Source organism: Propionivibrio sp. (genome assembly GCF_047602565.1).
Classification (GTDB): domain Bacteria; phylum Pseudomonadota; class Gammaproteobacteria; order Burkholderiales; family Rhodocyclaceae; genus Propionivibrio.
In genome coordinates this window covers 4,141,643-4,163,785 of record NZ_JASGGX010000001.1, presented here as the reverse complement: position 1 = coordinate 4,163,785, position 22,143 = coordinate 4,141,643, and the positions used below count along the sequence as shown (strand labels likewise).

At 63.3% G+C, this 22,143-nt stretch carries 17 protein-coding genes; 8 read left to right on the top strand and 9 right to left on the bottom strand.

Features of this window, described 5'->3' with window-relative positions:
* Positions 1-149: 149 nt before the first annotated feature.
* The 3 genes from QM701_RS19600 to QM701_RS19590 are packed head-to-tail and all read right to left on the bottom strand — an operon-like array spanning position 150 to position 4,994.
* Positions 150-1,442, bottom strand: coding sequence for an MFS transporter (locus QM701_RS19600; RefSeq protein WP_415168680.1), 1,293 nt, complete (start codon positions 1,440-1,442; stop codon positions 150-152).
* 47 nt (positions 1,443-1,489) lie between these two features.
* Positions 1,490-4,099: an aconitate hydratase AcnA gene (gene acnA / locus QM701_RS19595; RefSeq protein ID WP_415168679.1), complete on the bottom strand. Its 2,610-nt coding sequence runs from the start codon at positions 4,097-4,099 to the stop codon at positions 1,490-1,492.
* 10 nt (positions 4,100-4,109) lie between these two features.
* Entirely contained in the window at positions 4,110-4,994 is an 885-nt protein-coding gene (locus QM701_RS19590; protein WP_415168678.1) for a 2-hydroxyacid dehydrogenase, read from the bottom strand.
* 185 nt (positions 4,995-5,179) lie between these two features.
* On the opposite strand from QM701_RS19590, the gene QM701_RS19585 reads away from it, so the two are divergent.
* Positions 5,180-6,268, top strand: coding sequence for a lactonase family protein (locus QM701_RS19585; RefSeq protein ID WP_415168677.1), 1,089 nt, complete (start codon positions 5,180-5,182; stop codon positions 6,266-6,268).
* A gap of 167 nt (positions 6,269-6,435) precedes the next feature.
* Here QM701_RS19585 and QM701_RS19580 read toward each other — a convergent pair whose 3' ends face one another.
* Positions 6,436-7,323 (bottom strand): GntR family transcriptional regulator, encoded by an 888-nt coding sequence (locus QM701_RS19580; protein WP_415168676.1) that lies wholly within the window; start codon positions 7,321-7,323, stop codon positions 6,436-6,438.
* 305 nt (positions 7,324-7,628) lie between these two features.
* Here QM701_RS19580 and QM701_RS19575 point away from each other — a divergent pair, with 305 nt between their 5' ends.
* The 7 genes from QM701_RS19575 to QM701_RS19545 all read left to right on the top strand — a co-directional run bounded on the left by QM701_RS19575 (position 7,629) and on the right by QM701_RS19545 (position 17,274).
* Positions 7,629-8,873 carry a nucleoside recognition domain-containing protein gene (locus tag QM701_RS19575; RefSeq protein ID WP_415168675.1) on the top strand — a complete coding sequence of 415 codons (1,245 nt, stop codon included), beginning with the start codon at positions 7,629-7,631 and terminating at the stop codon, positions 8,871-8,873.
* A gap of 135 nt (positions 8,874-9,008) precedes the next feature.
* On the top strand, positions 9,009-11,978 hold the full coding sequence (locus tag QM701_RS19570; RefSeq protein WP_415168674.1) for a type I restriction endonuclease subunit R: 2,970 nt from the start codon (positions 9,009-9,011) through the stop codon (positions 11,976-11,978).
* Positions 11,968-12,336, top strand: coding sequence for a hypothetical protein (locus QM701_RS19565; protein ID WP_415168673.1), 369 nt, complete (start codon positions 11,968-11,970; stop codon positions 12,334-12,336). Before QM701_RS19570 ends, QM701_RS19565 begins: the two co-directional genes overlap by 11 nt.
* Before the next feature lie 94 nt (positions 12,337-12,430).
* Positions 12,431-13,288 (top strand): restriction endonuclease subunit S, encoded by an 858-nt coding sequence (locus QM701_RS19560; RefSeq protein WP_415168672.1) that lies wholly within the window; start codon positions 12,431-12,433, stop codon positions 13,286-13,288.
* Positions 13,285-14,463, top strand: coding sequence for an AAA family ATPase (locus tag QM701_RS19555; RefSeq protein ID WP_415168671.1), 1,179 nt, complete (start codon positions 13,285-13,287; stop codon positions 14,461-14,463). Before QM701_RS19560 ends, QM701_RS19555 begins: the two co-directional genes overlap by 4 nt.
* 133 nt (positions 14,464-14,596) lie before the next feature.
* Positions 14,597-15,667, top strand: coding sequence for a PDDEXK nuclease domain-containing protein (locus tag QM701_RS19550; protein WP_415168670.1), 1,071 nt, complete (start codon positions 14,597-14,599; stop codon positions 15,665-15,667).
* The gene (locus QM701_RS19545; RefSeq protein ID WP_415168669.1) at positions 15,664-17,274 is read left to right on the top strand and encodes a type I restriction-modification system subunit M; all 1,611 of its coding nucleotides are present in this window, start codon (positions 15,664-15,666) and stop codon (positions 17,272-17,274) included. The genes QM701_RS19550 and QM701_RS19545 overlap by 4 nt, the downstream gene beginning before the upstream one ends.
* Positions 17,275-17,356: 82 nt before the next feature.
* On the opposite strand, the gene asnS is transcribed toward QM701_RS19545, so the two are convergent.
* From asnS to thiM, 5 genes are all read right to left on the bottom strand, one after another.
* Complete coding sequence (gene asnS, locus QM701_RS19540) at positions 17,357-18,757, bottom strand: asparagine--tRNA ligase (RefSeq protein WP_415168668.1); 1,401 nt, start codon at positions 18,755-18,757, stop codon at positions 17,357-17,359.
* 55 nt (positions 18,758-18,812) lie between these two features.
* Positions 18,813-19,325 (bottom strand): xanthine phosphoribosyltransferase, encoded by a 513-nt coding sequence (gene gpt, locus QM701_RS19535; RefSeq protein ID WP_415168667.1) that lies wholly within the window; start codon positions 19,323-19,325, stop codon positions 18,813-18,815.
* A 109-nt stretch (positions 19,326-19,434) separates the two neighbouring features.
* Positions 19,435-20,511, bottom strand: coding sequence for a BMP family ABC transporter substrate-binding protein (locus QM701_RS19530; protein WP_415168666.1), 1,077 nt, complete (start codon positions 20,509-20,511; stop codon positions 19,435-19,437).
* A 55-nt stretch (positions 20,512-20,566) separates the two neighbouring features.
* A complete protein-coding gene (gene thiE, locus QM701_RS19525) occupies positions 20,567-21,214 on the bottom strand; it encodes a thiamine phosphate synthase (protein WP_415168665.1) in 648 nt (215 codons plus the stop codon).
* Positions 21,215-21,284: 70 nt separating this feature from the next.
* Positions 21,285-22,082 carry a hydroxyethylthiazole kinase gene (gene thiM / locus QM701_RS19520; protein WP_415168664.1) on the bottom strand — a complete coding sequence of 266 codons (798 nt, stop codon included), beginning with the start codon at positions 22,080-22,082 and terminating at the stop codon, positions 21,285-21,287.
* Positions 22,083-22,143: the final 61 nt, after the last annotated feature.

Below are 22,143 nucleotides of genomic sequence, written 5' to 3'. Positions count from 1 at the left end.
CTGGCGAGCGGCCTGGCGGTCTCGCCACGAACAGCCGTCCATACCGGCACGGGCCGCCCTCCGATCAGAGTACTTATTTTTGTACTATGTTTTCACTAAATACATAATCAGTCAATCCTCATCTGAAAATCCTTCGCGCACGGCGCGGATCAATCCACCACGATCGGCTTCCTCGCCATCAGCGAGGAAATGGCGGCGCCGAGGATGATCAGCACTCCGGCCAGCAGGAACGCGCTTTCGTAGTTGCCCGTGGACTTGACGAGGTAGCCCGTCACCACCGGCGCGAAGGCGCCGAACAGGTTGCCGCCGAGCAGCAGCAGGCCGAAGGCGGTGCCGGCGTTCTTGGGATTGGCGACGAGGTCGTTGGTCAGCGTCATGTTCAGGCCGATGGTCGAGGACAGGAAGGTCTTGACCAGGGTGATGATCACGAAGATGGCCACCGCGCCCTCGACGAACGAGGTGAACACGAAGATGCTGGCCAGGCACATGAAGAACACCACCAGCTTGCGCCGCTGGCCCTGCAGGACCTTTTCCGGCGTCAGCAGCTTGTCGCTGATTGCGCCGACCGCGATGCCCAGCACCCAGGCCGCGACGAAGGCGAACGAGCTGAACAGGCTGGCCTTCATCAGCGCCATGCCACGCACGTTCATCAGGTAGGTCGGCAGCCAGGTCAGGATCAGGTACTGCGTGTACATGATGCAGCCCTGCGACAGCAGCAGGCCCCACATGGTGCGCGTCTTCAGCAGCCGGCGGATCAGGCCGAGGTCGACCGGCTTCTCGGCGGTCCGGGGCGGATCGGTGTTGTCCCTGATGTAGCGGCGTTCTTCCTCCGAGACCCAGGTGCACGTCTGCGGATCGTTGCGGAAGTAGCGCAGCCAGAAGAACAGCCAGACGAAGCCGATGGCGCCGGTGATGATGAACGACGTGCGCCAGCCGTACTCGGCCAGCAGCCAGGCGATGATCGGCATGCCGATCGCCGGGCCGGCCTCGGCGCCCGAGCGCGCCAATGCGGTGGCGAAGCCGCGCTCGTGGATGGTGAACCACTGGCGCACGACCTTGCTGTTGGACGGCATGGTCGCCGCCTCGCCGGCGCCCAGCGCCAGCCGCGAGGCCATCATGGTGAACAGGTTGACGGCGCCGCCGGTGGCCATGGCGGCGAGCGACCAGAACGAGATGGCGAAGGTATTGAGCTTCTTGGCGCCCCACTTGTCGGTGAGATAGCCCATCGGCACCAGCGCGATGGCGTAGGTCCACATGAAGCCGGAGAGGACCAGCCCCATGGTGGCCGGGTCCCAGCCGAATTCCTTGCTCACCGACGGCGCGGCCACCGACATGCTGACCCGGTTGACGTAGTTGATGAGCGAGGCCGAGAACATCATGAGCATGACCAGCATCCGCTTGCTCCGCCACATCGAGGCGTAGCGGTTCGCTTCCGTTTTCATTCGTTGCCCCTTCCCTGTTGAAAATAGGTTCGTTGTGTGTTTGCCCGTCAGCGCGCCATGACGCGCTGCAGGATGTACGGAATGATTCCGCCGGCGCGCAGCTGCGCCACCTCCAGCGAGGTCTCGACGGCCGCCGTGGCGGTGAAGGCGACGATCGTGCCGTCCGGGCGCACCACGCGCACCGGGATGGGCAGGCGCGGCCGGAAGGTCTCGGCCGGCGCCTCGATCTCGATGCGGTCCGCCACGGTGAGCGCCAGGCGCTCCGGCGTGATGCCCGCCGGCAGCCTGATCGGCAGTACGCCCATGCCGATCAGGTTCGAGCGGTGGATGCGCTCGAAGCCGACGGCGAGGATCGCCCGCGCGTTGAGCAGGCCCGCGCCCTTGGCCGCCCAGTCGCGCGACGAGCCCATGCCGTAGCGCTCGCCGGCGACGATCACCAGCGAAGTGCCCTCCTGTTCGTAGCGCCGCGCGGCGTCGTACAGTGAGAGCCGCTCGCCGCTCGGCCGGTGGATGGTCTGCCCCGGCGGCAGCGAGGGATCGAGCAGGTTGACCACCGACTTGTTGGTGAACACCCCGCGCACCATGGCCTCCCAGTTGGAGCGCCGGGCGGCGTAGACGTTGAGGTCGTGCGGATCGTCGCCGTGGGCGATCAGGTACTGGCCGGCGTCGCTGGCCGCGGGAATCTGTCCGACCGGCGAGATGTGGTCGGTGGTCATGTCGTCGCCCACCGACAGCAGCACGGCGGCGCTGTAGCGGCCCAGCCGCGACGGCAGCCGCGCGCTGGCGAACGGCGGCCGGCGGATGTAGGTGGATTTCGGGTCCCAGGGAAAGACCACGCTGTCCGGCGCGTCGAGTTCCCGCCACGCCGGGCTCGCCTCGGCCGTGTCGTAGGCGATGGCGATGTCCGCCGGATCGAGCGCGCGGCCGAGCGCCTCGGCGATCTCGGCCGAGGACGGCCACAGGTCGCGCAGGTAGACCGGCCGGCCGTCGCGGCCGGTGCCCAGCGGCTCCGCGCGGATGTCGCGGTTGACGTCGCCGGCCAGCGCGTAGGCGATCACCATCGGCGGCGAGGTGATGAAGCCGGCGTCGAGCTCCGGATGCACGCGGCCGGGGAAGTTGCGGTTGCCCGAGAGCACCACGACCGGCAGGATATCGTGCGCACGCATCGCCTCGATCACCGGCCGGGTCAGCGCGCCGGAGTTGCCGATGCAGGTGGTGCAGCCGAAGCCGACGATGTGGAAACCCACCGCTTCCAGGTCCGGCAGCAGGCCGCTGCGTGCGAGATACCGCTGCGCCGACGGCGATCCCGGCGCCAGCGAGGTCTTCACCCAGTGCGGCGGCGTGAGGCCCGCCGCGCGCGCCTTTCTCGCCAGCAGGCCGGCGGCGATCAGGAGTTCCGGGTCGGTGGTGTTGGTGCAGCTGGTGATGGCGGCGATGGCCACCGCGCCGTCGGGCGGCGTGCCGTCGCCGAAGCGGCGCAGGCTCTGGCGCTTGCTCGCGGCCAGCAGCGCCGGCGCGGTGTCGGCGAAGGCGAGGCGGTCCTGCGGCCGGCGCGGCCCGGCGATGCCGGAAACCACCGCCGCCAGATCGATCTCGACGACTTCGCTGTAGCGCGGCGCGGCGTCCGGGTCGAACCACAGCCGCTGGCGCCGGGCGTAGTCCTCGACCAGGGCGATGCGCTCTTCGGAACGGCCGGTGACGCGCAGGTAGTCGAGCGTGCGGCCGTCGATCGGGAAGTAGCCGCTCGACGCGCCGTATTCCGGCGCCATGTTGGCGACGCAGGCGCGCGCACCCGCGCTCAGCGTGGCGACGCCCGGCCCGAAGAACTCGACGAACTTGCCGGACAGGTCGAGCTGGCGCAGGCGCTCGGTCACGCGCAGCGCGAGGTCCGTCGCCACCACGCCTTCGGGCAGGCGGCCGCTCAGCCGGACGCCGACGACTTCCGGGATGCGCAGCATCACCGGCATGTCGAAGATCACGCTCTCCGCCTCCAGCCCGCCGACGCCCCAGGCCAGCACGCCGATGCCGTTGATCATCGGCGTGTGGCTGTCGGTGCCGATCAGCGTGTCCGGGAACGCCCAGCGCTGCCCGTCGATCTCCTGCCCGGCGACCACCGTGGCCAGGCGTTCCAGGTTGATGGTGTGCATGATGCCGGTGCCCGGCGGATGCACGCGCAGGCCGCGCAGCGTGGTCGACGCCCACTTGGCCAGCCGGTAGCGTTCGGCGTTGCGGCGCATCTCCGCGTCCATGTTCCGGCGCATGGCATCCGGCGCGGCGAAGAAGTTGACGGGCAGCGAATGGTCGGTGGACACGTTGACCGGCAGCACCGGGTTCAGCAGCGCCGGATCGAACCCCTCCTCCGCCAGCACACTGCGCATCGCCGCGACGTCCGCCAGCGCCGGGCCGCAGGTGGTGTCGTGCATCAGCACGCGCGCCGGGTAGAACTCGATCTCCGCTTCGCTGGTGCCGTGCTCCAGCCAGCCGTCGAGCGCGGCGCGGAACGCCGCGGCCGCCTCGTCGCCGCCCTTGCGCAGGACGTTCTCGAACAGGATGCGCAGAATCCACGGCATCCGCTCCAGCCGGTCGCCGGCCTCGGCGGGCAGGTCGATGCAGCGGTAGCACTGCCCGGAACTTGAAAAATCCATCGTGCGGCTCATCGCGGGCTCCTCAGCGGGCAAGGGACAGCGGGGCTTCGCCGGCCGCGACGCGCGCGATGTTCTCCCAGGCGAAGCGCGCGCGGCGGAACCACGCCTCGTAGGAATGCCCGGCCGAATGCGGCGAGAGCACCACGTTGTCGAGCGCCAGCAGGCCGCTCGCTGGGGACACCGGCTCCCGGTGGAAGACGTCCAGCCCCGCGCCGGCGATGCGCCGCGTGCGCAGCGCGTCTTCCAGCGCGGCCTCGTCGAACACCTCGGCGCGGCTGGTGTTGATCACCACGGCGGTCGGCTTCATCAGGGCGAACTGGGCGGCGCCGAGCAGCCCGCGCGTCTCGGCGGTCAGCGGCACGTGCACCGACAGCACGTCCGCCTCGCGCAGCAGCGTTTCCAGCTCCACGCTCTCCCATCCGGAGTCGTCGGCCTGACGGAAGCGGTCGTGGTAGATGATCCGCGTCTCGAACGCCTGCAGGCGCCGCGCCACCTTGCCGCCGATGTTGCCGACGCCGAGCAGGCCGACCGTCTTGCCGGCCAGCTCGAAGGTGTTCATGCCGGTGATCGGCTGGCGCCACGTGCCGGCGCGGACCGACCGGTCGCACTCGATCAGGCGTTTGTACAGGCACAGCAGCAGGGCGATCGCCTGCTCCGCCACCGCCCAGGCGTTGGCGCCGCCGTTGGTCGCCACCGACACGCCGGCCTCGGCTGCGGCGGCCAGATCGACCTGGTCGTAGCCGGCGGTGAGCAACTGGACGTGGTGGAGTTTTTTTGCATTTTGGAAAACATTTCGATCAATTTTGGCCGGATGCAGGATCAGGAACTCCGCCTCGCGTACCCGCGCCAGTTTCTCCGCCTCGCCGGCCGCGCTCGGGCAGGTTTCCAGACAAAACCCATCCGGCACTGATTTTCCGACGATATTCGCTACTTCTTGCGACTGTCCGTTGATGAACAAGACCTTACGCATCGCTCCCACCCTTTCCATAAAGAACCCGGCCAAAATAATCTGTGCGGATAGTATTGCATAATATAATTTCAAGATGCAATAATTATCGTGAGACGTTCAAACCAACCGGGGAGGAATCAGCAATGCCAGCGACGAACGGAAAGTACTTCGCCTACGTGGGCAGCCGGACGACCCGCGAACGGAACGCGCGCGGCTCGGGCCTGAGCGTGTATGCGGTCGCCCCTGGGCGGGTCGAATGGCAGCCCGTGCAGGTGCTCGGCGATCTGGTCAACCCCTCGTTCCTGGCCTTCGACCGGCGCGGGGAAATGCTCTACGCGGTGCACGGCGACCGCAGCGAGATCAGCGCCTTCCGCATCGACCCGCGCGGCGGCACGCTCTCCTTCGTCAACCGGGAATCGACCGGCGGCAAGAATCCGGTGCACCTGTGCGTCGATGCGGACAACCGCTTCATCGTCGTCGCCAACCACGTCACGTCTTCGCTGGCGGTGCTGCCGATCCGGGAGGACGGCGGCATCGAACCCTTGTGCGACCTCGTCACGCTGAGCGGCAAGCTCGGCCCGCACCGCGTCGAGCAGCCGTTCCCGAAGCCCCACCAGGTGCTGTTCGACCACGCGGACAGGTTCATCGCGGTGCCGGACAAGGGACTCGACAAGACCTTCGTCTTTCGCCTCGACGCCGGCCGGCTCGTCGCGCTCGAAGCGGCGACGGCGCCCGCGCAGGAGAACGCCGGTCCCCGCCACCTCGTCTTCCACCCGTCGAACGCCTTTGCCTACGTCATCAACGAGCTGAACTCGACGGTCACGTCCTGCCGCTTCGATCCGGCGACGGGCACGCTGGCGCCCTTCCAGGTGCTGCCCTCGCTGCCCGACACCTGCGTGCGCGACAGCCGTGCGTCCGAAATCGCCATCACCCCGGACGGGCGTTTCGTGTACGCCTCCAACCGCGGCTACGACAGCGTGACGGCCTACGCCGTTGACCCGGCCGGCGGCCGCCTGTCCTTCATCGAATGCCGCGAGATCGACGGCAGGACGCCCCGCTTCATCACCCTCGGCCCGCGCGGCGACACCCTGTTCGTGGCCAACGAGGACAGCGACGAAATCCTCGCTTTCGCGATCGACACGCAGACGGGAAAACTCGCACCGCGCGGCACGGCGGCGAAGACGGGCAGCCCGGTGTGCGTCGTTTTCAAGCCGGCCGGAGGAGCGGAATAAGACTTCCCGGAAGCATCCGCGTCAACAATTCCCTCCCCTTCAAGGGGAGGGCCAGGGTGGGGATGGGGTTTATCGCCCGAGACGACGCCACCCCATCCCCCTCCCAACCTTCCCCCTTGAAGGGGGAGGAGCAGGTACGCATGAGCCCGCCTCCAAAGGCGAAGGCTTCACTCCGGCGCGCTGGCGATCAGGCCGCGCTTGGATTCCAGCGCGCCCTTGATGTGGTCGTGCAGAAATCGGGCCGCCGTGGCGTTGTCGCCCTTTTCCAGCAGGTCGATGATCTCCAGATGCTCGCTGCATTGCTTGAGCAGCCGGTCGCGGTTGGTGGCGTAGGTGCTGCGGAAATCCAGCAGGCGGCGCACCCGGTCGAGCTTCTTGATGGCGTCGACGAAGAACGGGTTGTTGGAGAAGCCGATCAGCACTTCGTGGAACTGCGAATTGAGCGAAAAGAGTTCGGTCGGCGACAGCTTGCGGAAACCGCCCTTCAACAGCGCGATCTGCTGATCCGCCAGCGCCTGCAAGGCCGCGCGGTCGACCTGGAAAGTGGGTTCGAGCAGGGCCGCCGGTTCGAGGACCATGCGAAAGCGGTAGCCGTCCTCGTACGCCTGTGCCGAGACCATCACCGCCAGGAAGCGCCAGCCGCGGCCCGGCAGGCGCTCCACCCACAAATCCTCGGTGGCCCGCTGCAGCACCTTGAGCAGCCGATTGCGCGTCACCGAATAATGGCGCATCAGTTCGTTCTCGCTGACGCGCTCCTCGATCCTGCCGCCCAGCCAGTCCTCGGCCAGGCGGTAATACAGCGGATCATCCCAGGGCGTCGCCGGCTCCCGGTTCACGCCTTCCCGTTCGGGCAGTTCGCTACCCTCGACGGCCAGGAAGAAGCCGCGATTCCTTTCCGCGCGGACGATGCCCTCCTTGTTCAGCAGCAGCAGCGCCGCCCGGACGGGAATCCGCGACACGTCGAACAGATCGGCCAGCGCCTGCGCCCCCAGGTGCGTCCCCGCCGGCAGGCGATTGGCGCGGGCATGCTCGACGATCCTGTCGGCGATGTGCAAGGTAAGCGGTCCGGACACGATGGCGGAATGGGAAATGAACGACGGGGAGCAAATATAGGTGATTTGCCCGGCGGCGGGAAGCGGCGGAACGCCGGAGCATGACCGTTCCGCCAACCGCCGGACCGCCGGAAAACCGTTATCGTCTCCGGCGCATTCGCCAGCATCGGCCGCGGCCCGCCACCTGCGCCGACACGCGCATCATGCGGTGACAAGCGCCCCCCGCGCCGCTAGACTGGCGCCGTTCCCAAACCATCGTGCCCGCCACCGGTCCGCTTCGCGCTCCGCGCGGGGCCGTACAAACCACCGTGCTCAATCTCATCTGGATCGCCTTCTTCCTCGTCGGATTCCTGGCCGCGCTGGCCCAGGCGCTGCAAGGCGACCTGGACGTCTTCACGCGGGTGCTGGCCGGACTGTTCGACACCGCGCGCACCGGCTTCGAGGTCGCGCTCGGGCTGACCGGCGTGATGAGCCTGTGGCTCGGCATCATGAAGATCGGCGAGCGCGGCGGACTGATCCAGCTGCTGGGGCGCGCGCTGGCGCCCTTCTTCCGGCGCATTTTCCCGGACATCCCGGCCGGACACCCGGCGGGCGGCAGCATCGTGATGAACTTTTCCGCCAACCTGCTCGGCCTGGACAACGCGGCCACACCGCTCGGCCTGAAGGCCATGCGCGAACTGCAGGAGATCAACCCGCAGAAGGACACGGCCAGCAATGCGATGATCATGTTCCTGGTGCTCAACACCGCCGGCATCACGCTCATCCCCACCTCGGTGATCGCCATCCGCCAGACGCTGGCGATCAGGCAGGGGCTGGCCGGCTTCAACGCGGCGGACATCTTCCTGCCGACGCTGCTCGCCACCTTCGTCTCGTTCACGGCCGGCCTGATCGCGGTCGCGCTGTGGCAGCGCATCAACCTCCTCAACCGCGCGGTGCTGCTCTCCTTCGCCGCCTTCCTGGGTGTGGCCGGCGGCCTCTACGCCTGGCTCGGCCGGATGCCCGCCGAGCGCATGGCGCAGATGACCGGGCTGCTCGGCAGCGGACTGATCGTGACCATCATCGCGCTGTTCATCGCCGTCGCCGCCTGGCGGCGGGTCAACGCCTACGAGGCCTTCGTCGAGGGCGCCAAGGAAGGATTCGGCGTCGCCGTGCAGATCATCCCCTACCTGATCGCCATGCTCGCGGCGATCTCGGTCTTCCGCACCACCGGCGGCATGGACTACCTGATCGGCGGCATCGGCGCCCTCGTCGCGGCGCTGGGGCTGAACGCCGATTTCGTCCCGGCGCTGCCCGTCGGCCTGATGAAGACGCTCTCCGGCAGCGGCGCGCGCGGCCTGATGATCGACGTGATGACCGCCTACGGCGTCGACTCCTTCCAGGGCCGGCTCGCCGCGATCATCCAGGGCTCGACCGAGACGACGTTCTACGTGCTGGCCGTGTACTTCGGCAGCGTCAACATCACCAGGACGCGCTACGCGCTGGCCTGCGGCCTGATCGCGGATGCCGCCGGGCTGGCGGGGGCGATTCTCATCGCTTACGGGTTCTATCATTGATCCGGCACCAAAAAACAAGCTATCCCGCACTCCCTATCGAACGGGCACATTAGAACACCAAAGCAACGGCAACCCGATAGGTACCCAGCTACTAACAGCGATAAAATCGACGTTTTCCTAGGCTAGCGAATCCCAATGACAACAAGAGAAAGTCAGATCGAGCAGGATTTCGTCGCCAAACTCGAAACGCTCAAGTATGCCTATCGACCGGATATTTGCGACAAGGCATCGCTGGAAGCGAATTTCCGCGAACATTTCCAGGAACTGAACCGCGTTAACCTCTCCGATAGCGAATTCGAGCGCCTGAAAGACGAACTGGTCACCGCCGATGTCTTTGCCGCATCGAAACGCCTACGCGAAATCAACAGCTTCGAGCGCGACGACGGCACGCCGCTGTTCTATACCCTGGTCAATATCAAGGACTGGTGCAAGAACACCTACGAAGTGGTGAACCAGCTTCGTATCAATACCGACAACAGCCATCATCGTTACGACGTGGTGCTGCTGATCAACGGCGTGCCGGTCGTCCAGGTCGAACTCAAGACCCTGGGCGTCAACCCGCGCCGGGCGATGCAGCAAGTGGTCGAATACAAGAACGATCCCGGTAACGGCTACACCCGCACGCTGATGTGCTTCATGCAGATCTTCATCGTCAGCAACCAAAAGCAGACCTGGTACTTCGCCAACAACAACACCCGCCATTTCAGTTTCAATGCGGACGAACGTTTTCTGCCGATCTACCAGTTCGCCGACGAGCGCAACGACAAGATCAACCACCTCGTGCCCTTCGCCGAGAGGTTCCTGGCCAAATGTACGCTGGGGCAGATGATCAGCCGCTACATGGTGCTGGTTGCCAGCGAGCAGAAGCTGATGATCATGCGCCCGTACCAGATTTATGCGGTACGCGCCATCGTCGACTGTATCCACCAGAACCGGGGCAACGGCTATATCTGGCACACCACCGGCAGCGGCAAGACGCTCACCTCGTTCAAGACCTCGACCCTGCTCAAGGACAACCCGGATATCGAGAAATGCCTGTTCGTGGTCGACCGCAAGGACCTCGACCGCCAGACCCGCGAGGAATTCAACAAATTCCAGGAAAAGTGCGTCGAGGAAAACACCAATACCGAAACCCTGGTCCGCCGGCTGCTATCCACCGACTACGCCGACAAGGTCATCGTCACCACCATCCAGAAACTCGGCATCGCGCTCGACGGCACCCACAAGCGCAAATACAAGGAGCGCCTGGAGCCGTTGCGCGACAAACGTGTCGTCTTCATCTTCGACGAATGCCACCGCTCGCAGTTTGGCGACAATCACCAGGCGATCAAGGACTTCTTCTCCAACGCGCAACTGTTCGGCTTTACCGGCACGCCGATCTTCGGCCAGAACGCCAGCAAGGTGAAAGTCGAAGAGCAGACGGCTTCCGATATCACTACGGAAGACGTTTTCCAGAAGCAATTGCACGCCTATACCATTACCCACGCCATCAACGACAGGAACGTCCTGCAATTCCACGTCGACTACTTCAAGGCCGATGGCAAGGATAAGGACAAAGCCACCGGCGAGATGAAACAGCAAGCCGTGGTCGACGCCATCCTCGACAAGCATGACACCGCCACGGCAGGGCGCAAGTTCAACGCAATATTGGCCTGCGCCAGCATCAACCACGCCATTGATTACCACGAGCTGTTCAAGGAAACCCAGGCCCGGCGTCTGGCGGAAAACCCGGAATTCCGCCCGCTCAACATCGCCTGCGTCTTCTCGCCGCCCGCCGAAGGCAATCAAGACGTGCAGCAAATCCAGGAAGACCTGGCGCAGGAGCGAGCCGACAACCAGGTTGAGCCGGACAAGAAAAAGGCCGCGCTGAAAGCCATCATCGCCGACTACAACGCCCGCTACGGCACCAACCACAGCATCGGCGAGTTCGACCTCTACTACCAGGATGTGCAAAAGCGCATCAAGGACCAGCAATATCCCAATCAGGACTTGCCGCACGCGCAGAAGGTGGACCTCGTCATCGTCGTCGACATGCTGCTCACCGGCTTTGATTCCAAGTACCTCAACACCCTGTACGTTGACAAGAACCTGAAATACCACGGCCTGATCCAGGCCTTCTCGCGCACCAACCGCATCCTCAACGACAGTAAGCCCTACGGCAACATACTGGATTTTCGCCAGCAAGACGAAGCCGTTAAAGAAGCCATCAAACTGTTTTCCGGTGAACAAGGCGAACGCGCCCGCGAAATCTGGCTGGTGGACGCCGCGCCGCAAGTCATCAAGCAATTCGACGAAGCCGTCACCCGACTCGACCAGTTCATGGCCTCGCAAGGCCTCGCCAACACTCCGGACCAGGTAGACAACCTTAAAGGAGATGCGGCACGCGCCGAGTTCATTGACTTGTTCAAGACCGTCCAGCGCCTCAAGACCAAGCTCGAGCAATACACCGACCTGACCGACGACGACCGCGCCAATATCGCCGCCGTGATGCCCGAAGACCAGCTCAAGGCCTTCCGTGGCGCTTACCTGGAAACCGCCCGCCAACTCAAGAATGAGCAAGACAGCGGCACGCAGGACGACAACAGCCTCGTGCAACAACTCGACTTTGAATTCGTGCTCTTCGCCTCCGCAGTGATCGACTACGACTACATCATGGCGCTCATCACCAACTACCAGGGTGCACCCGAACAACAGAAGATGAGCCGCGACGAACTGATTGGCCTGATCGCCGCTGACGCCAAATTCATCGACGACATCGACGACTTCAAGGCCTACATCTACACCCTGCAAGCCGGCCAGGGCTGGAGCGAACAACGCATCCGCGACGGTTACCTGGCCTTCAAGGCCGAACAGAAAACCCGCCAACTACGCGCCATCGCCAATGCCCACGGGCTGGCGGTCGAGGCACTGCAAGCCTTCGTCGACTACACCCTGGCCCGCATGATCTTCGACGGCGAACAACTGGGCGACCTGCTCGCCGCGCTCGGTCTGGGCTGGAAAGAGCGCAGCAAGAAGGAACTCGCCCTGATGCAGGACTTGCTGCCGCTGCTGCACAAACTGGCGCAAGGGCGGGAGATTTCGGGGTTGCAGGCGTATGAGCAGTAAAACGGATAAACGGCTAGTGCCAGACTTGCGGTTTCCGGAGTTTCGGGATACCGATGGGTGGGCCACTAAGCTGATGCGCGAAATATACGAGTTTAGGGGCAACAACTCGCTCTCGCGAGAAAAGCTTAATTACGTGCAAGGTTCTGTAAAAAACATTCACTACGGCGATATTCACACCAAGTACAAAACTCTTTTTGATATTACGAAAGAGATCGTTCCATACATTAATACTTCTGAGTTGTTGGATGGATTAAAGGTGGGGAGTTGTTGCGTTGAAGCTGACATGGTTTTTGCGGACGCCTCCGAAGATTTAGAAGATGTTGGGAAAAGTATCGAGATTGTCAAACTTAAACTCTGAGCGTGTCGTTTCTGGCTTGCACACAATTCTTGCACGCCAAGTTGAACCTCGTCTCGTAACTGGTTTCGGTGGGTACCTTTTTAAGTCCAAGAGAGTGCGGAAACAGATTCAGAAGGAATCTCAAGGAACAAAGGTATTAAGCATTTCAGCTGGACGACTCGCAAACATTAAAATACCGTTCCCCGTACTTAAGGGAGAACAGGAAAAAATCTCCGCCTGTCTTTCCTCCCTCGACGACCTCATCACCGACCAAGCCAGGAAAATCGAAGCCCTCAAGGCGCACAAGAAAGGCCTGATGCAGCAGCTTTTTCCCGCCGAAGGCGAAACCGTGCCGCGTTTGCGGTTTCCCAGATTCCGGAATGCTGGTGAATGGAAACTCAAGAAAATAAAGAATATCTTGGAGAGGGTATCGAATCCGGTTAACGTTCAGTCAAGCGAGTCTTACCGTGAGATTGGAATTCGCTCTCACGGAAAAGGCATTTTCCATAAAGAGATGGTAAGTGGAACGCAACTCGGAGATAAGCGGGTTTTCTGGGTCGAAAAAAATACCCTGGTTTTGAATATCGTATTTGCCTGGGAACAGGCGGTGGCAACGGTATCTAAAGACGAGAGTGGAATGATTGCCTCGCATCGGTTCCCGATGTTCAAAGGAAAAAGCAAAACAAGCGTTGAATTCTTTAAGCATTTCTTCTTAACGAATAAGGGAAAATTCTTACTAGGCTTGGCTTCACCAGGAGGAGCAGGAAGAAATAGAACGCTAGGGCAAAAGGAATTTGAGAGTTTGGAATTCCATGTTCCTGTGGACTTAGACGAACAGGTGCTGATCGCCGATTGCCTTTCCTCTCTCGATACCCTTATCTTCGCCCATACGCAGAAACTCGACATTCTCACCACTCACAAGAAAGGCCTGATGCAAGGCCTGTTTCCTTCTATCAACGAGACTGAGGCATGAGCAAGCAGACCAAGGCGCTTCACTATAAGACCTTGCCTCGCTTGGTCGCCCGGTTGCGCGACGATTTCAAGAGTGGCGGAAATGACTTCGTCCTTTTGTTCGCCTACAACGGCACCGGCAAGACCCGTCTCTCGATGGCGTTCAAGGATGCGGGAAAGCAAACCCGAAAGCGCCCCTTTCGCGTTGGCGATCATGTCGGCCAGCCTTTGACGATCACTGAAACCGTCCGGGATACCCTCTACTTCAACGCCTACACCGAAGACCTGTTCCACTGGGACAACGATCTGAAAAACGATAGCCAGCGCGTGCTGCGCATCAACAAGGATTCACACTTCTTCGATGGCTTTCGGGAACTGGCGCTGGAAGAGAAAATCTTCCCCTATCTTGAGCGCTACTCCGATTTCGATTTCCGTATCGATTACGAAGCGTGGACGGTCAGCTTCTCGCGGGGTGAGGTCGAGCACATCAAGGTGTCGCGCGGCGAGGAAAACATTTTCATCTGGTGCGTGTTCCTCGCCCTGGTCGAACTGGCCATCGATGCCCAACCGGGCCAAGCCTACGATTGGGTGAAATTCCTCTACATCGACGACCCGATTTCTTCGCTGGACGACAACAACGCCATTGCCGTGGCCACCGATCTGGCCAAGCTGCTGCGGCGCGGCAAGGACAAGGTGAAGACGGTGATTTCGTCGCATCACGGTTTGTTCTTCAACGTGATGTTCAATGAACTGAAGAAGCAGCAGACCAAGAGCTATTTCCTCTATAAAGCCAGGGACGGCGAAGGCCACACGCTGCGCGCCACCACCGACACGCCTTTCTTCCATCATGTCGCCATGCTGGGCGAGTTGCAAACTGCCAGCCTGAGCGGTGCGCTGTACACCCACCACTTCAACACATTGCGCAGCATCCTGGAGAAGACGGCGAACTTCTTCGGGCACGATGATTTCTCGCAATGCCTGGGTTCCTCGGGCGACGAAGGGCTGCACGCCCGTGCCTTGAACCTGTTGAGCCACGGCAAGTATTCGCTTTACGAACCGCGCGAGATGCTGGACGACAACAAGACGCTGTTCAGGGAAATCCTCGATGGCTTTCTGGCACGCTATGCCTTTGCCTTGCCCGAGTTTGCTCCGGCCGTCGCCCAGGTTCAACCCGTTGCTGTGGAGGTCGCGCCATGACCGAACGAGCGATTCTCTACAGAGCATGTAGAGATTTGGGCGGTAGCCTCCCGAGTTTAATCCCCTATCTGGATTTGTCCCAAGCAACGGCACAAGGATTACTTGTTGGTTCGCGGCAAGGGAGGAAATTGCCATGACTGGTCTTGATGTTCACGCCCCGAACGACTCTGCGTTACCGCCTCTACTGGATGCTCTGCGCGGCTTGATCGCCCAAGCCCGCCAGCAGGTTCTGCGCCATGTGGACCAGGTGCAGGTGCAAACCTGTTGGCAAATCGGCCGGCATATCGTCGAGTTCGAGCAGGGTGGACAGGCCCGCGCGGCCTACGGCAAGCGGCTTCTGCCGCAATTGGGGCTGGCCTTGGCCCAGGAATTTGGCAAGGGATTCGACGAGCGCAATCTGCGCCACATGCGGGCATTTTTTCAGAGCTTCCCGATTTGGAACGCACTGCGTTCCGAATTGAGCTGGACCCACTACCGCGTATTGACCCGCGTGGAGAGCGAGGAAGCGCGCCTGTGGTACATGCGGGAAGCGGCTACGCAGAACTGGAGTTCGCGGGCTTTGGAAAGGCAGATCGGCACGCTGTATTACGAACGCTTGCTGTTGAGCCAGGATAAAGTAGCCGTGGAGGCCGAAGCCAGGGAGAATCTGGCGCCGCTGAAGCGCTCGCCCCGTGCCTTTGTCCGCGATCCGGTGATGCTGGAGTTTCTCGGTCTGCCGAATGCCGGCAAGCTGCTGGAATCCAGTCTCGAACAGGCCTTGATGGACAAATTGCAGGATTTTTTGCTGGAACTGGGCAAGGGCTTTGCCTTTGTGGCGCGCCAGCAGCGCATCAGCACCGAGAGCAAGGATTTTTATATCGATCTGGTGTTCTACAACTACCTGCTCAAGTGCTTTGTGTTGATCGATCTGAAAACCGGTGAGCTGACGCATCAGGACGTCGGGCAGATGGATATGTATGTGCGCATGTACGACGACCTGCGCCGGGGCGAAAGCGATAACCCGACAGTGGGCATCCTGCTGTGCGGCAACAAGGATCAATCGGTGGTGCGCTATTCGGTATTGCACGAGAGCGAACAACTGTTCGCCAGCAAATACCGCTTGGTGCTGCCCAGCGAGGACGAACTGCGCGAGGAACTGGAGCGCGACCGGCAGGCTCTGGAAGAGCAGGCCGAAGAAAAGAAAAGCAAGGAAAACAAGGAATGACCGAGCAAGACCAGAAAAAACTGGGCGACACCCTGTGGGGAATCGCTGACGATTTGCGTGGGGCCATGAATGCGGACGATTTCCGCGATTATATGCTGTCCTTCCTGTTCCTGCGCTATCTCTCGGACAACTACGAGGCGGCGGCGCAGAGGGAACTTGGCGGCGACTACCCGAAACTGCCCGAAGGGGATTCACGCACGCCGCTGGCGGTCTGGTACGCGCAGAATGTGGACGATGTGGAAGTTTTCGAGGCGCAGATGCGGCGCAAGGCGCACTACGTGATTGCGCCCTTCTACCTGTGGCGCAGCATTGCCGAAATGGCGCGTATCCAACACAAGGAACTGCTCGGTACGCTGGTGGATGCCTTCAAGTACATCGAGAACGAGTCCTTCCAGAGCACCTTTGCCGGTCTGTTTTCGGAGATCAATCTCAACTCGGAAAAACTGGGCAAGACCGCAACGGACCGAAACGCCAAGCTGTGCGTCATCATCAAGAAAATCGCCGATGGCCTGGCCAAGTTCTCGACCAACAGCGACGTGCTGGGCGATGCCTACGAATACCTGATCGGCCAGTTCGCCGCCGGTTCGGGCAAGAAGGCGGGCGAGTTCTACACGCCGCAGCCGATTTCACAAATCCTCTCCGAGATCGTGACGCTGGACGGGCAAGAGCCAACCAGGGGGCACAAGCACCGGCTGGACAAGGTGCTGGATTTCGCCTGTGGCTCCGGCTCGCTGCTCCTGAACGTGCGCAAGCGCATGGGGGCGCACGGCATCGGCAAGATCTACGGCCAGGAAAAGAACATCACCACCTACAACCTAGCGCGCATGAACATGCTGCTGCACGGGGTGAAGGACACGGAATTCGAGATTTTCCACGGCGACACCTTGTTCAACGAGTGGGACGAGCTGCGCGAAGCCAACCCGGCCAAGAAACTACAGTTCGACGCCGTCGTAGCCAATCCGCCGTTCAGTCTGCGCTGGGAACCCAGCGAGGCGATGGCCGACGATTTCCGCTTCAAGGGCTATGGCGGGCTGGCGCCCAAGTCGGCGGCCGATTTCGCCTTCCTGCTACACGGCTTTCACTTCCTTGCCCCGGAAGGCACGATGGCCATCATTCTGCCGCATGGCGTGCTGTTCCGGGGCGGTGCCGAAGAGCGCATCCGCACCAAGCTGCTCAAGGACGGCCATATCGACACGGTGATCGGCCTGCCGGCCAACCTGTTTTTCTCCACCGGCATCCCGGTGTGCATCCTGGTGTTGAAGAAGTGCAAGAAGCCGGACGACGTGCTGTTCATCAACGCCGCCGAACACTTCGAGAAGGGCAAGCGCCAGAACCGTCTGCTGCCGGAACACATCAAGAAGATCGTCGAGACCTACCAGTACCGCAAGGAAGAAGAACGCTATTCGCTGCGGGTGACGATGGAACGCATCGAGAAGGAAGGCTTCAACCTCAATATCTCCCGCTATGTCAGCACCGCCAAAGCGGAAGAGAAGGTCGATTTGTCGGCGGTGCACCGGCAACTGGTCGATATCGAAGAAGACATTACGGCGGCGAGGGACAAGCACAACGAATTCCTCAAGGAACTGGGGTTGCCACCACTGCCATGAATTCTTGGCCCATCAACATAAAAGGTTAATGGCGCTTTGCGTTGCAGTGGCATTCCACTGATCGCTGGAGGCTCTCCAGCGATCAGTACCTCGCGTTCCCCGGCGTCCGCGGGAAGGGAATCACGTCGCGCACGTTGGCCAGCCCCGTGATGTAGGAAATCGTCCGCTCGAAGCCCAGCCCGAAGCCGGCGTGCGGCACGGTGCCGTAGCGGCGCAGGTCGCGGTACCAGCCGTAGTGCGCCGGATCGAGGCCCACCTCCAGCATGCGCGCGTCGAGCACGTCGAGGCGCTCCTCGCGCTGCGAGCCGCCGATGATCTCGCCGATACCGGGCGCCAGCACGTCCATCGCCGCGACGGTCTTGCCGTCGTCGTTGAGGCGCATGTAGAAGGCCTTGATTTCCTTCGGGTAGTTCATCAGCACCAGCGGCCCCTTGACGTGCTTCTCGGCGAGATAGCGTTCGTGCTCGCTCTGCAGGTCGGTGCCCCATTGCACCGGGTAGTCGAACTTTTCCTTCGAGGCTTCGAGGATGCGGATGGCCTCCGTGTAGTCCATGCGCACGAAGCGGCTGTCGATCATGCCGCGCAGCTTGGCGATCACGCCTTTCTCGATGCGCTCCTCGAAGAACTCCATGTCGTCGGCGCGCTCGTCGAGCACGGCCTGGAAGACGTATTTGAGCAGGGCTTCGGCCAGCGTGGCGTCGTCAGCGAGGTCGGCGAAGGCGATCTCCGGCTCGATCATCCAGAATTCGGCGAGGTGGCGGCTGGTGTTCGAGTTTTCGGCGCGAAAGGTCGGGCCGAAGGTGTACACCTTGGACAGCGCCATGCAGTAGGTCTCGACGTTCAACTGGCCGGAAACGGTGAGGAAGGCCTCGCGCCCGAAAAAGTCCTTGGAATAGTCGACCTTGCCCTGTTCGGTGCGCGGCAGGTTCGCCATGTCCAGCGTGGACACGCGGAACAGCTCGCCGGCGCCTTCGCAGTCGGAGGCGGTGATGATCGGCGTGTTGACCCAGAAGAAGCCCTGTTCGTGGAAGAAGCGGTGGATCGCCTGGGCGATGGTGTGGCGGACGCGCGTCACCGCCGCGATCACGTTGGTGCGCGAACGCAGGTGCGCGACCTCGCGCAGGTATTCCATCGAATGCGGCTTGGGCTGGATCGGATAGGTGTCCGGATCGTCCACCCAGCCGACCACCCTGACCGCGCTGGCCTGCATCTCGAACGGCTGCCCCTTGGCCGGCGACGGCACGATCGTGCCGGTGGCCTCGACCGCGCAGCCGGCGGTCAGGTGGGCGATCTCGTCCACGTAGTTCGGCAGCGTGCTCGGCGCGACCACCTGTACGGGATGGAAGCACGACCCGTCGGAGACGTTGACGAAGGAAATCCCGGCCTTGGAATCGCGCCGCGTGCGCACCCATCCCTTGACGGTCACCGGTTGGTCGGCGGGCGCCTGCCCCCCGAGTATCTGCTTGACGCTGGCTGTGTTCATGACGCTTCCCAGAAAGTGTTTTTCCGCAATGCCCCCGCCGCCCGCACCGCGCCGCTCAGCGGTTCTTCTTCAACGGCGGGACGAAGGTGTAGTCGATGTCCCAGGGGAAGTACACCCACTTGTCCTGGCGAAACTCCTTGACGCACAGGTTGACGACCTCGCGCCCCATCGGCTTGGCGTAGAGCGTGGCGAAATACGCCTTGGGCAGCATCTTGCGGATCAGCCGCGCGGTGTTGCCGGTGTCGACCAGGTCGTCGATCAGCAGGAAGCCCTCGCCGTCGTGATCGACGCCCTTGAGGATCTTCACCTCGGTGCGCATGATCTGCGCCCCGCCGCCGCCCTCCGCGGCCTCCTCGTAGCTCGACGCGCAGATCGTGTCGAGCAGGCGGATTTCCAGCTCGCGCGCCACCAGCGCCGCCGGGATCATGCCGCCGCGGGCGATGGCGATGATGCCCTTGAACGGCCCCTTTTCCATCAATGCGTGGCACAGCACGCGGGTGTCGCGGTGCAGTTCGGGCCACGAGATCACGATGTCGTCCCGGTACGGGCTGATGAAGGAAGACTCCACGACGGTTCCTCGATAACGATTGAAGGGGCGAATTATAGTCGGCGGAAACACTGTGCGGATGCGAAAACGCGGCCCGCAGGCCGCGTCGTCCGATCATCCGGCACCAGGATCACTTCGGAATGCTGCCTTCGACGCCTTCGACGTAGAAGTTGATCTTGCGCAGCTCGGGGTCGGTATAGGACTTGCCGGCGGCCAGCACTTCCTTGCCGGACTGGTCCTTGAGCGGGCCGGTGAAGGGGTGCAGCTTGCCGGCCTTGATGGCGTCGCGGCGCTCCTCGGCCAGCTTCTTCACGTCGGCGGGCACCGCCGGGCCGAAGTAGTCGATGTTGACCGCGCCTTCCTTGACGCCCCACCAGATGTCGCCGGCCTTCCACTTGCCGGCCTCGACGTCCGCGACCACCTTCTCGTAGATGACGCCCCAGTTGAGGATCGACGCCGCCAGCTGCGCCTTGCCGCCGAACTTGGTCATGTCCGAATCCCAGCCGAAGGCCAGCACGCCCTTTTCCTGCGCCGTCTGCACCACCGCCGGGGAGTCGGTGTTCTGCATCAGCACGTCGCAGCCCTGCGAGATGTGGGCGAGCGCCGCCTCGCGCTCCTTGCCCGGATCGAACCAGGCGTTGACCCAGATTACCTTGGTGGTGATGTTCGGGTTCACGCTGCGCGCGCCGATGGTGAAGGCGTTGATGTTGCGGATGACCTCGGGAATGGGGATCGACGCCACGTAGCCGATCTTGTTGTTCTTGCTCATCTTGCCGGCCACCACGCCGAGCATGTACGAGCCCTCGTAGGTGCGCACGTCATAGACGCCGAGGTTGGCGGCCGTCTTGTAGCCGGTGGCGTGCATGAACACCGTGTTCGGGAAGGCCTTGGCCACCTTGACCATCTGGTTCATGTAGCCGAAGGAGGTGCCGAAGACGACCTTGTGGCCCTTCTGCGCCAGATCGCGGAAGACGCGCTCGGCGTCGGCGGTTTCCGGCACGTTCTCGACGAAGGTCGTCTTCACCTTGCCGCCCGACTGTTCTTCGAGCAGCTTGCGGCCCTGGTCGTGGGAGTAGGTCCAGCCGTGGTCGCCGGTCGGGCCGATATAGACGAAGCCCGCCTTCAGCGGGTCGGCGGCATGGGCGGCGGACAGGCAGGACACTGCCAGTACCGCGGCCGTCGTCAGCATCTTGAGGCGTGAAAGCATGTTGATTTTCTCCTTGGGGAACGGTGGAAAAGGCAAAAAACGAAAACGCCGTACTTTAGCAGCTTGGCGGAAATTCCTCGATCTTCCTGCGCAGCGCCAGCGTCGCGCGCGCCGGGTCGGGCTGCCCGCAGATCGCCGAGACGACCGCCACGCCGCGCGCGCCGGCCGCGAACAGCGGCGCGCAGTTGCCGGCGTGGATGCCGCCGATCGCCACCACCGGCAGCGCCGTCGCGGCGACCAGTCCGGCGAACGAGTCCACGCCGCTGGCCGGCGCCGCGTCCGGCTTGGTGCCGGTGGGATAGACCGGCCCGGCGCCGAGGTAATCGACGCCGTCGGGCACGCCGGCCAGCTCGGCCGCGCTCGACACCGACAGGCCGAGAATCCGGCGCGGCCCGATCAGGCGGCGCGCCTCGGCGGGCGGCAGGTCGTCCTGGCCGACGTGCACGCCGTCGGCGTCGACCGCCAGCGCGACGTCGACCTGGTCGTTGATGATCAGCGGCACACCGAACGGCGCCAGCGCCGCCTTCAGCGCGACGGCCGTCTCCAGCCATTGGCGCTTCTTCCAGTCCGGCGCCCGCAGCTGCACCACCGTCGCCCCGTTCGCCGCCGCCAGCCGGGCGGTGCGCACCATTCCCTCCGGCCCGCCGCACAGGTCCGGGTCGAGCACGAGGTAGAGCGAGAGATCGATCGGATTAGGGCTCATCGGGCGGTCCTCGTCGCCGTGCGACATCCTCCCCAAGGAAGGACCGGCACCCCTTCGGACGGCTGGGCGCTCACACCGATTCCCCGCGCAACTCTTCCGGGGAGAGCGCATACAGCGCGTCGAGGAACGCCGCCTTGAACGAACCGGGGCCGCGGCAGGCCGCCGCCGCCCTCGCCCCGCACAGTCCGGCTACGGCACAGGCGGCGGCCACCGCGCCGAGCCGGTCCGGCGCGCCGGCGGTGAAGGCCGCGACCAGCGCCGACAGCGCGCAGCCCGTGCCGACCACGCGGGTCATCAGCGGATCGCCCCACGGCGTCGCCCAGGTCGTCCGGCCGTCGGTGATGAAATCGGTTTCGCCGGTCACCGCCACGACGGCGCCGGTCGCCCGCGCCAGCCGCTCGGCGGCTTCCACGGCCGCCGTGGAGCCGGCGGTCGAATCGACGCCGCGCCCGCCGCCGGCGTTGCCGGCCAGCGCCAGGATTTCCGAGGCGTTGCCGCGGATCGCCGCCGGCCCGCAATGCAGGAACTCGCGGCAGGCCTGCGTGCGGTAGTCGAGCACGCCCGCCGCCACCGGATCGAGCGTCCACGGCACGCCGGCGCGGTTGGCCGCGGCGACGGCCCGCCGCATCGCCGCCAGGCGCGCCGGATAGAGCGTGCCGACGTTCACCAGCAGCGCGCCGGACAGGGCCGCGAACGCCTCCACCTCCTCCTCGGCGACGATCATCGCCGGCGAGGCGCCGACGGCGAGCAGCACGTTGGCGGTGATCTCCTGCACGACCTCGTTGGTCAGCAGGTGCACCAGCGGGCCGGCGGCGCGCAGGCGCGCCAGTTCGCCGGCGGCGGTTTCCTGGCGGAACGTTGCGAACATGGGCTGAAATCAGGACGTGGACAGGCGGCAAGTATACGCACGATGATCGGCACGCGGCGAA

Excerpts from the sequence above, each read along its gene's own strand:
- QM701_RS19600 (WP_415168680.1), bottom strand. The coding sequence starts at position 1,442 with ATGAAAACGGAAGCGAACCGCTACGCCTCGATGTGGCGGAGCAAGCGG.
- acnA (WP_415168679.1), bottom strand. The coding sequence starts at position 4,099 with ATGAGCCGCACGATGGATTTTTCAAGTTCCGGGCAGTGCTACCGCTGC.
- QM701_RS19585 (WP_415168677.1), top strand. The coding sequence starts at position 5,180 with ATGCCAGCGACGAACGGAAAGTACTTCGCCTACGTGGGCAGCCGGACG.
- QM701_RS19570 (WP_415168674.1), top strand. The coding sequence starts at position 9,009 with ATGACAACAAGAGAAAGTCAGATCGAGCAGGATTTCGTCGCCAAACTC.
- QM701_RS19565 (WP_415168673.1), top strand. The coding sequence starts at position 11,968 with ATGAGCAGTAAAACGGATAAACGGCTAGTGCCAGACTTGCGGTTTCCG.
- QM701_RS19555 (WP_415168671.1), top strand. The coding sequence starts at position 13,285 with ATGAGCAAGCAGACCAAGGCGCTTCACTATAAGACCTTGCCTCGCTTG.
- QM701_RS19550 (WP_415168670.1), top strand. The coding sequence starts at position 14,597 with ATGACTGGTCTTGATGTTCACGCCCCGAACGACTCTGCGTTACCGCCT.
- QM701_RS19545 (WP_415168669.1), top strand. The coding sequence starts at position 15,664 with ATGACCGAGCAAGACCAGAAAAAACTGGGCGACACCCTGTGGGGAATC.
- asnS (WP_415168668.1), bottom strand. The coding sequence starts at position 18,757 with ATGAACACAGCCAGCGTCAAGCAGATACTCGGGGGGCAGGCGCCCGCC.
- QM701_RS19530 (WP_415168666.1), bottom strand. The coding sequence starts at position 20,511 with ATGCTTTCACGCCTCAAGATGCTGACGACGGCCGCGGTACTGGCAGTG.
- thiE (WP_415168665.1), bottom strand. The coding sequence starts at position 21,214 with ATGAGCCCTAATCCGATCGATCTCTCGCTCTACCTCGTGCTCGACCCG.
- thiM (WP_415168664.1), bottom strand. The coding sequence starts at position 22,082 with ATGTTCGCAACGTTCCGCCAGGAAACCGCCGCCGGCGAACTGGCGCGC.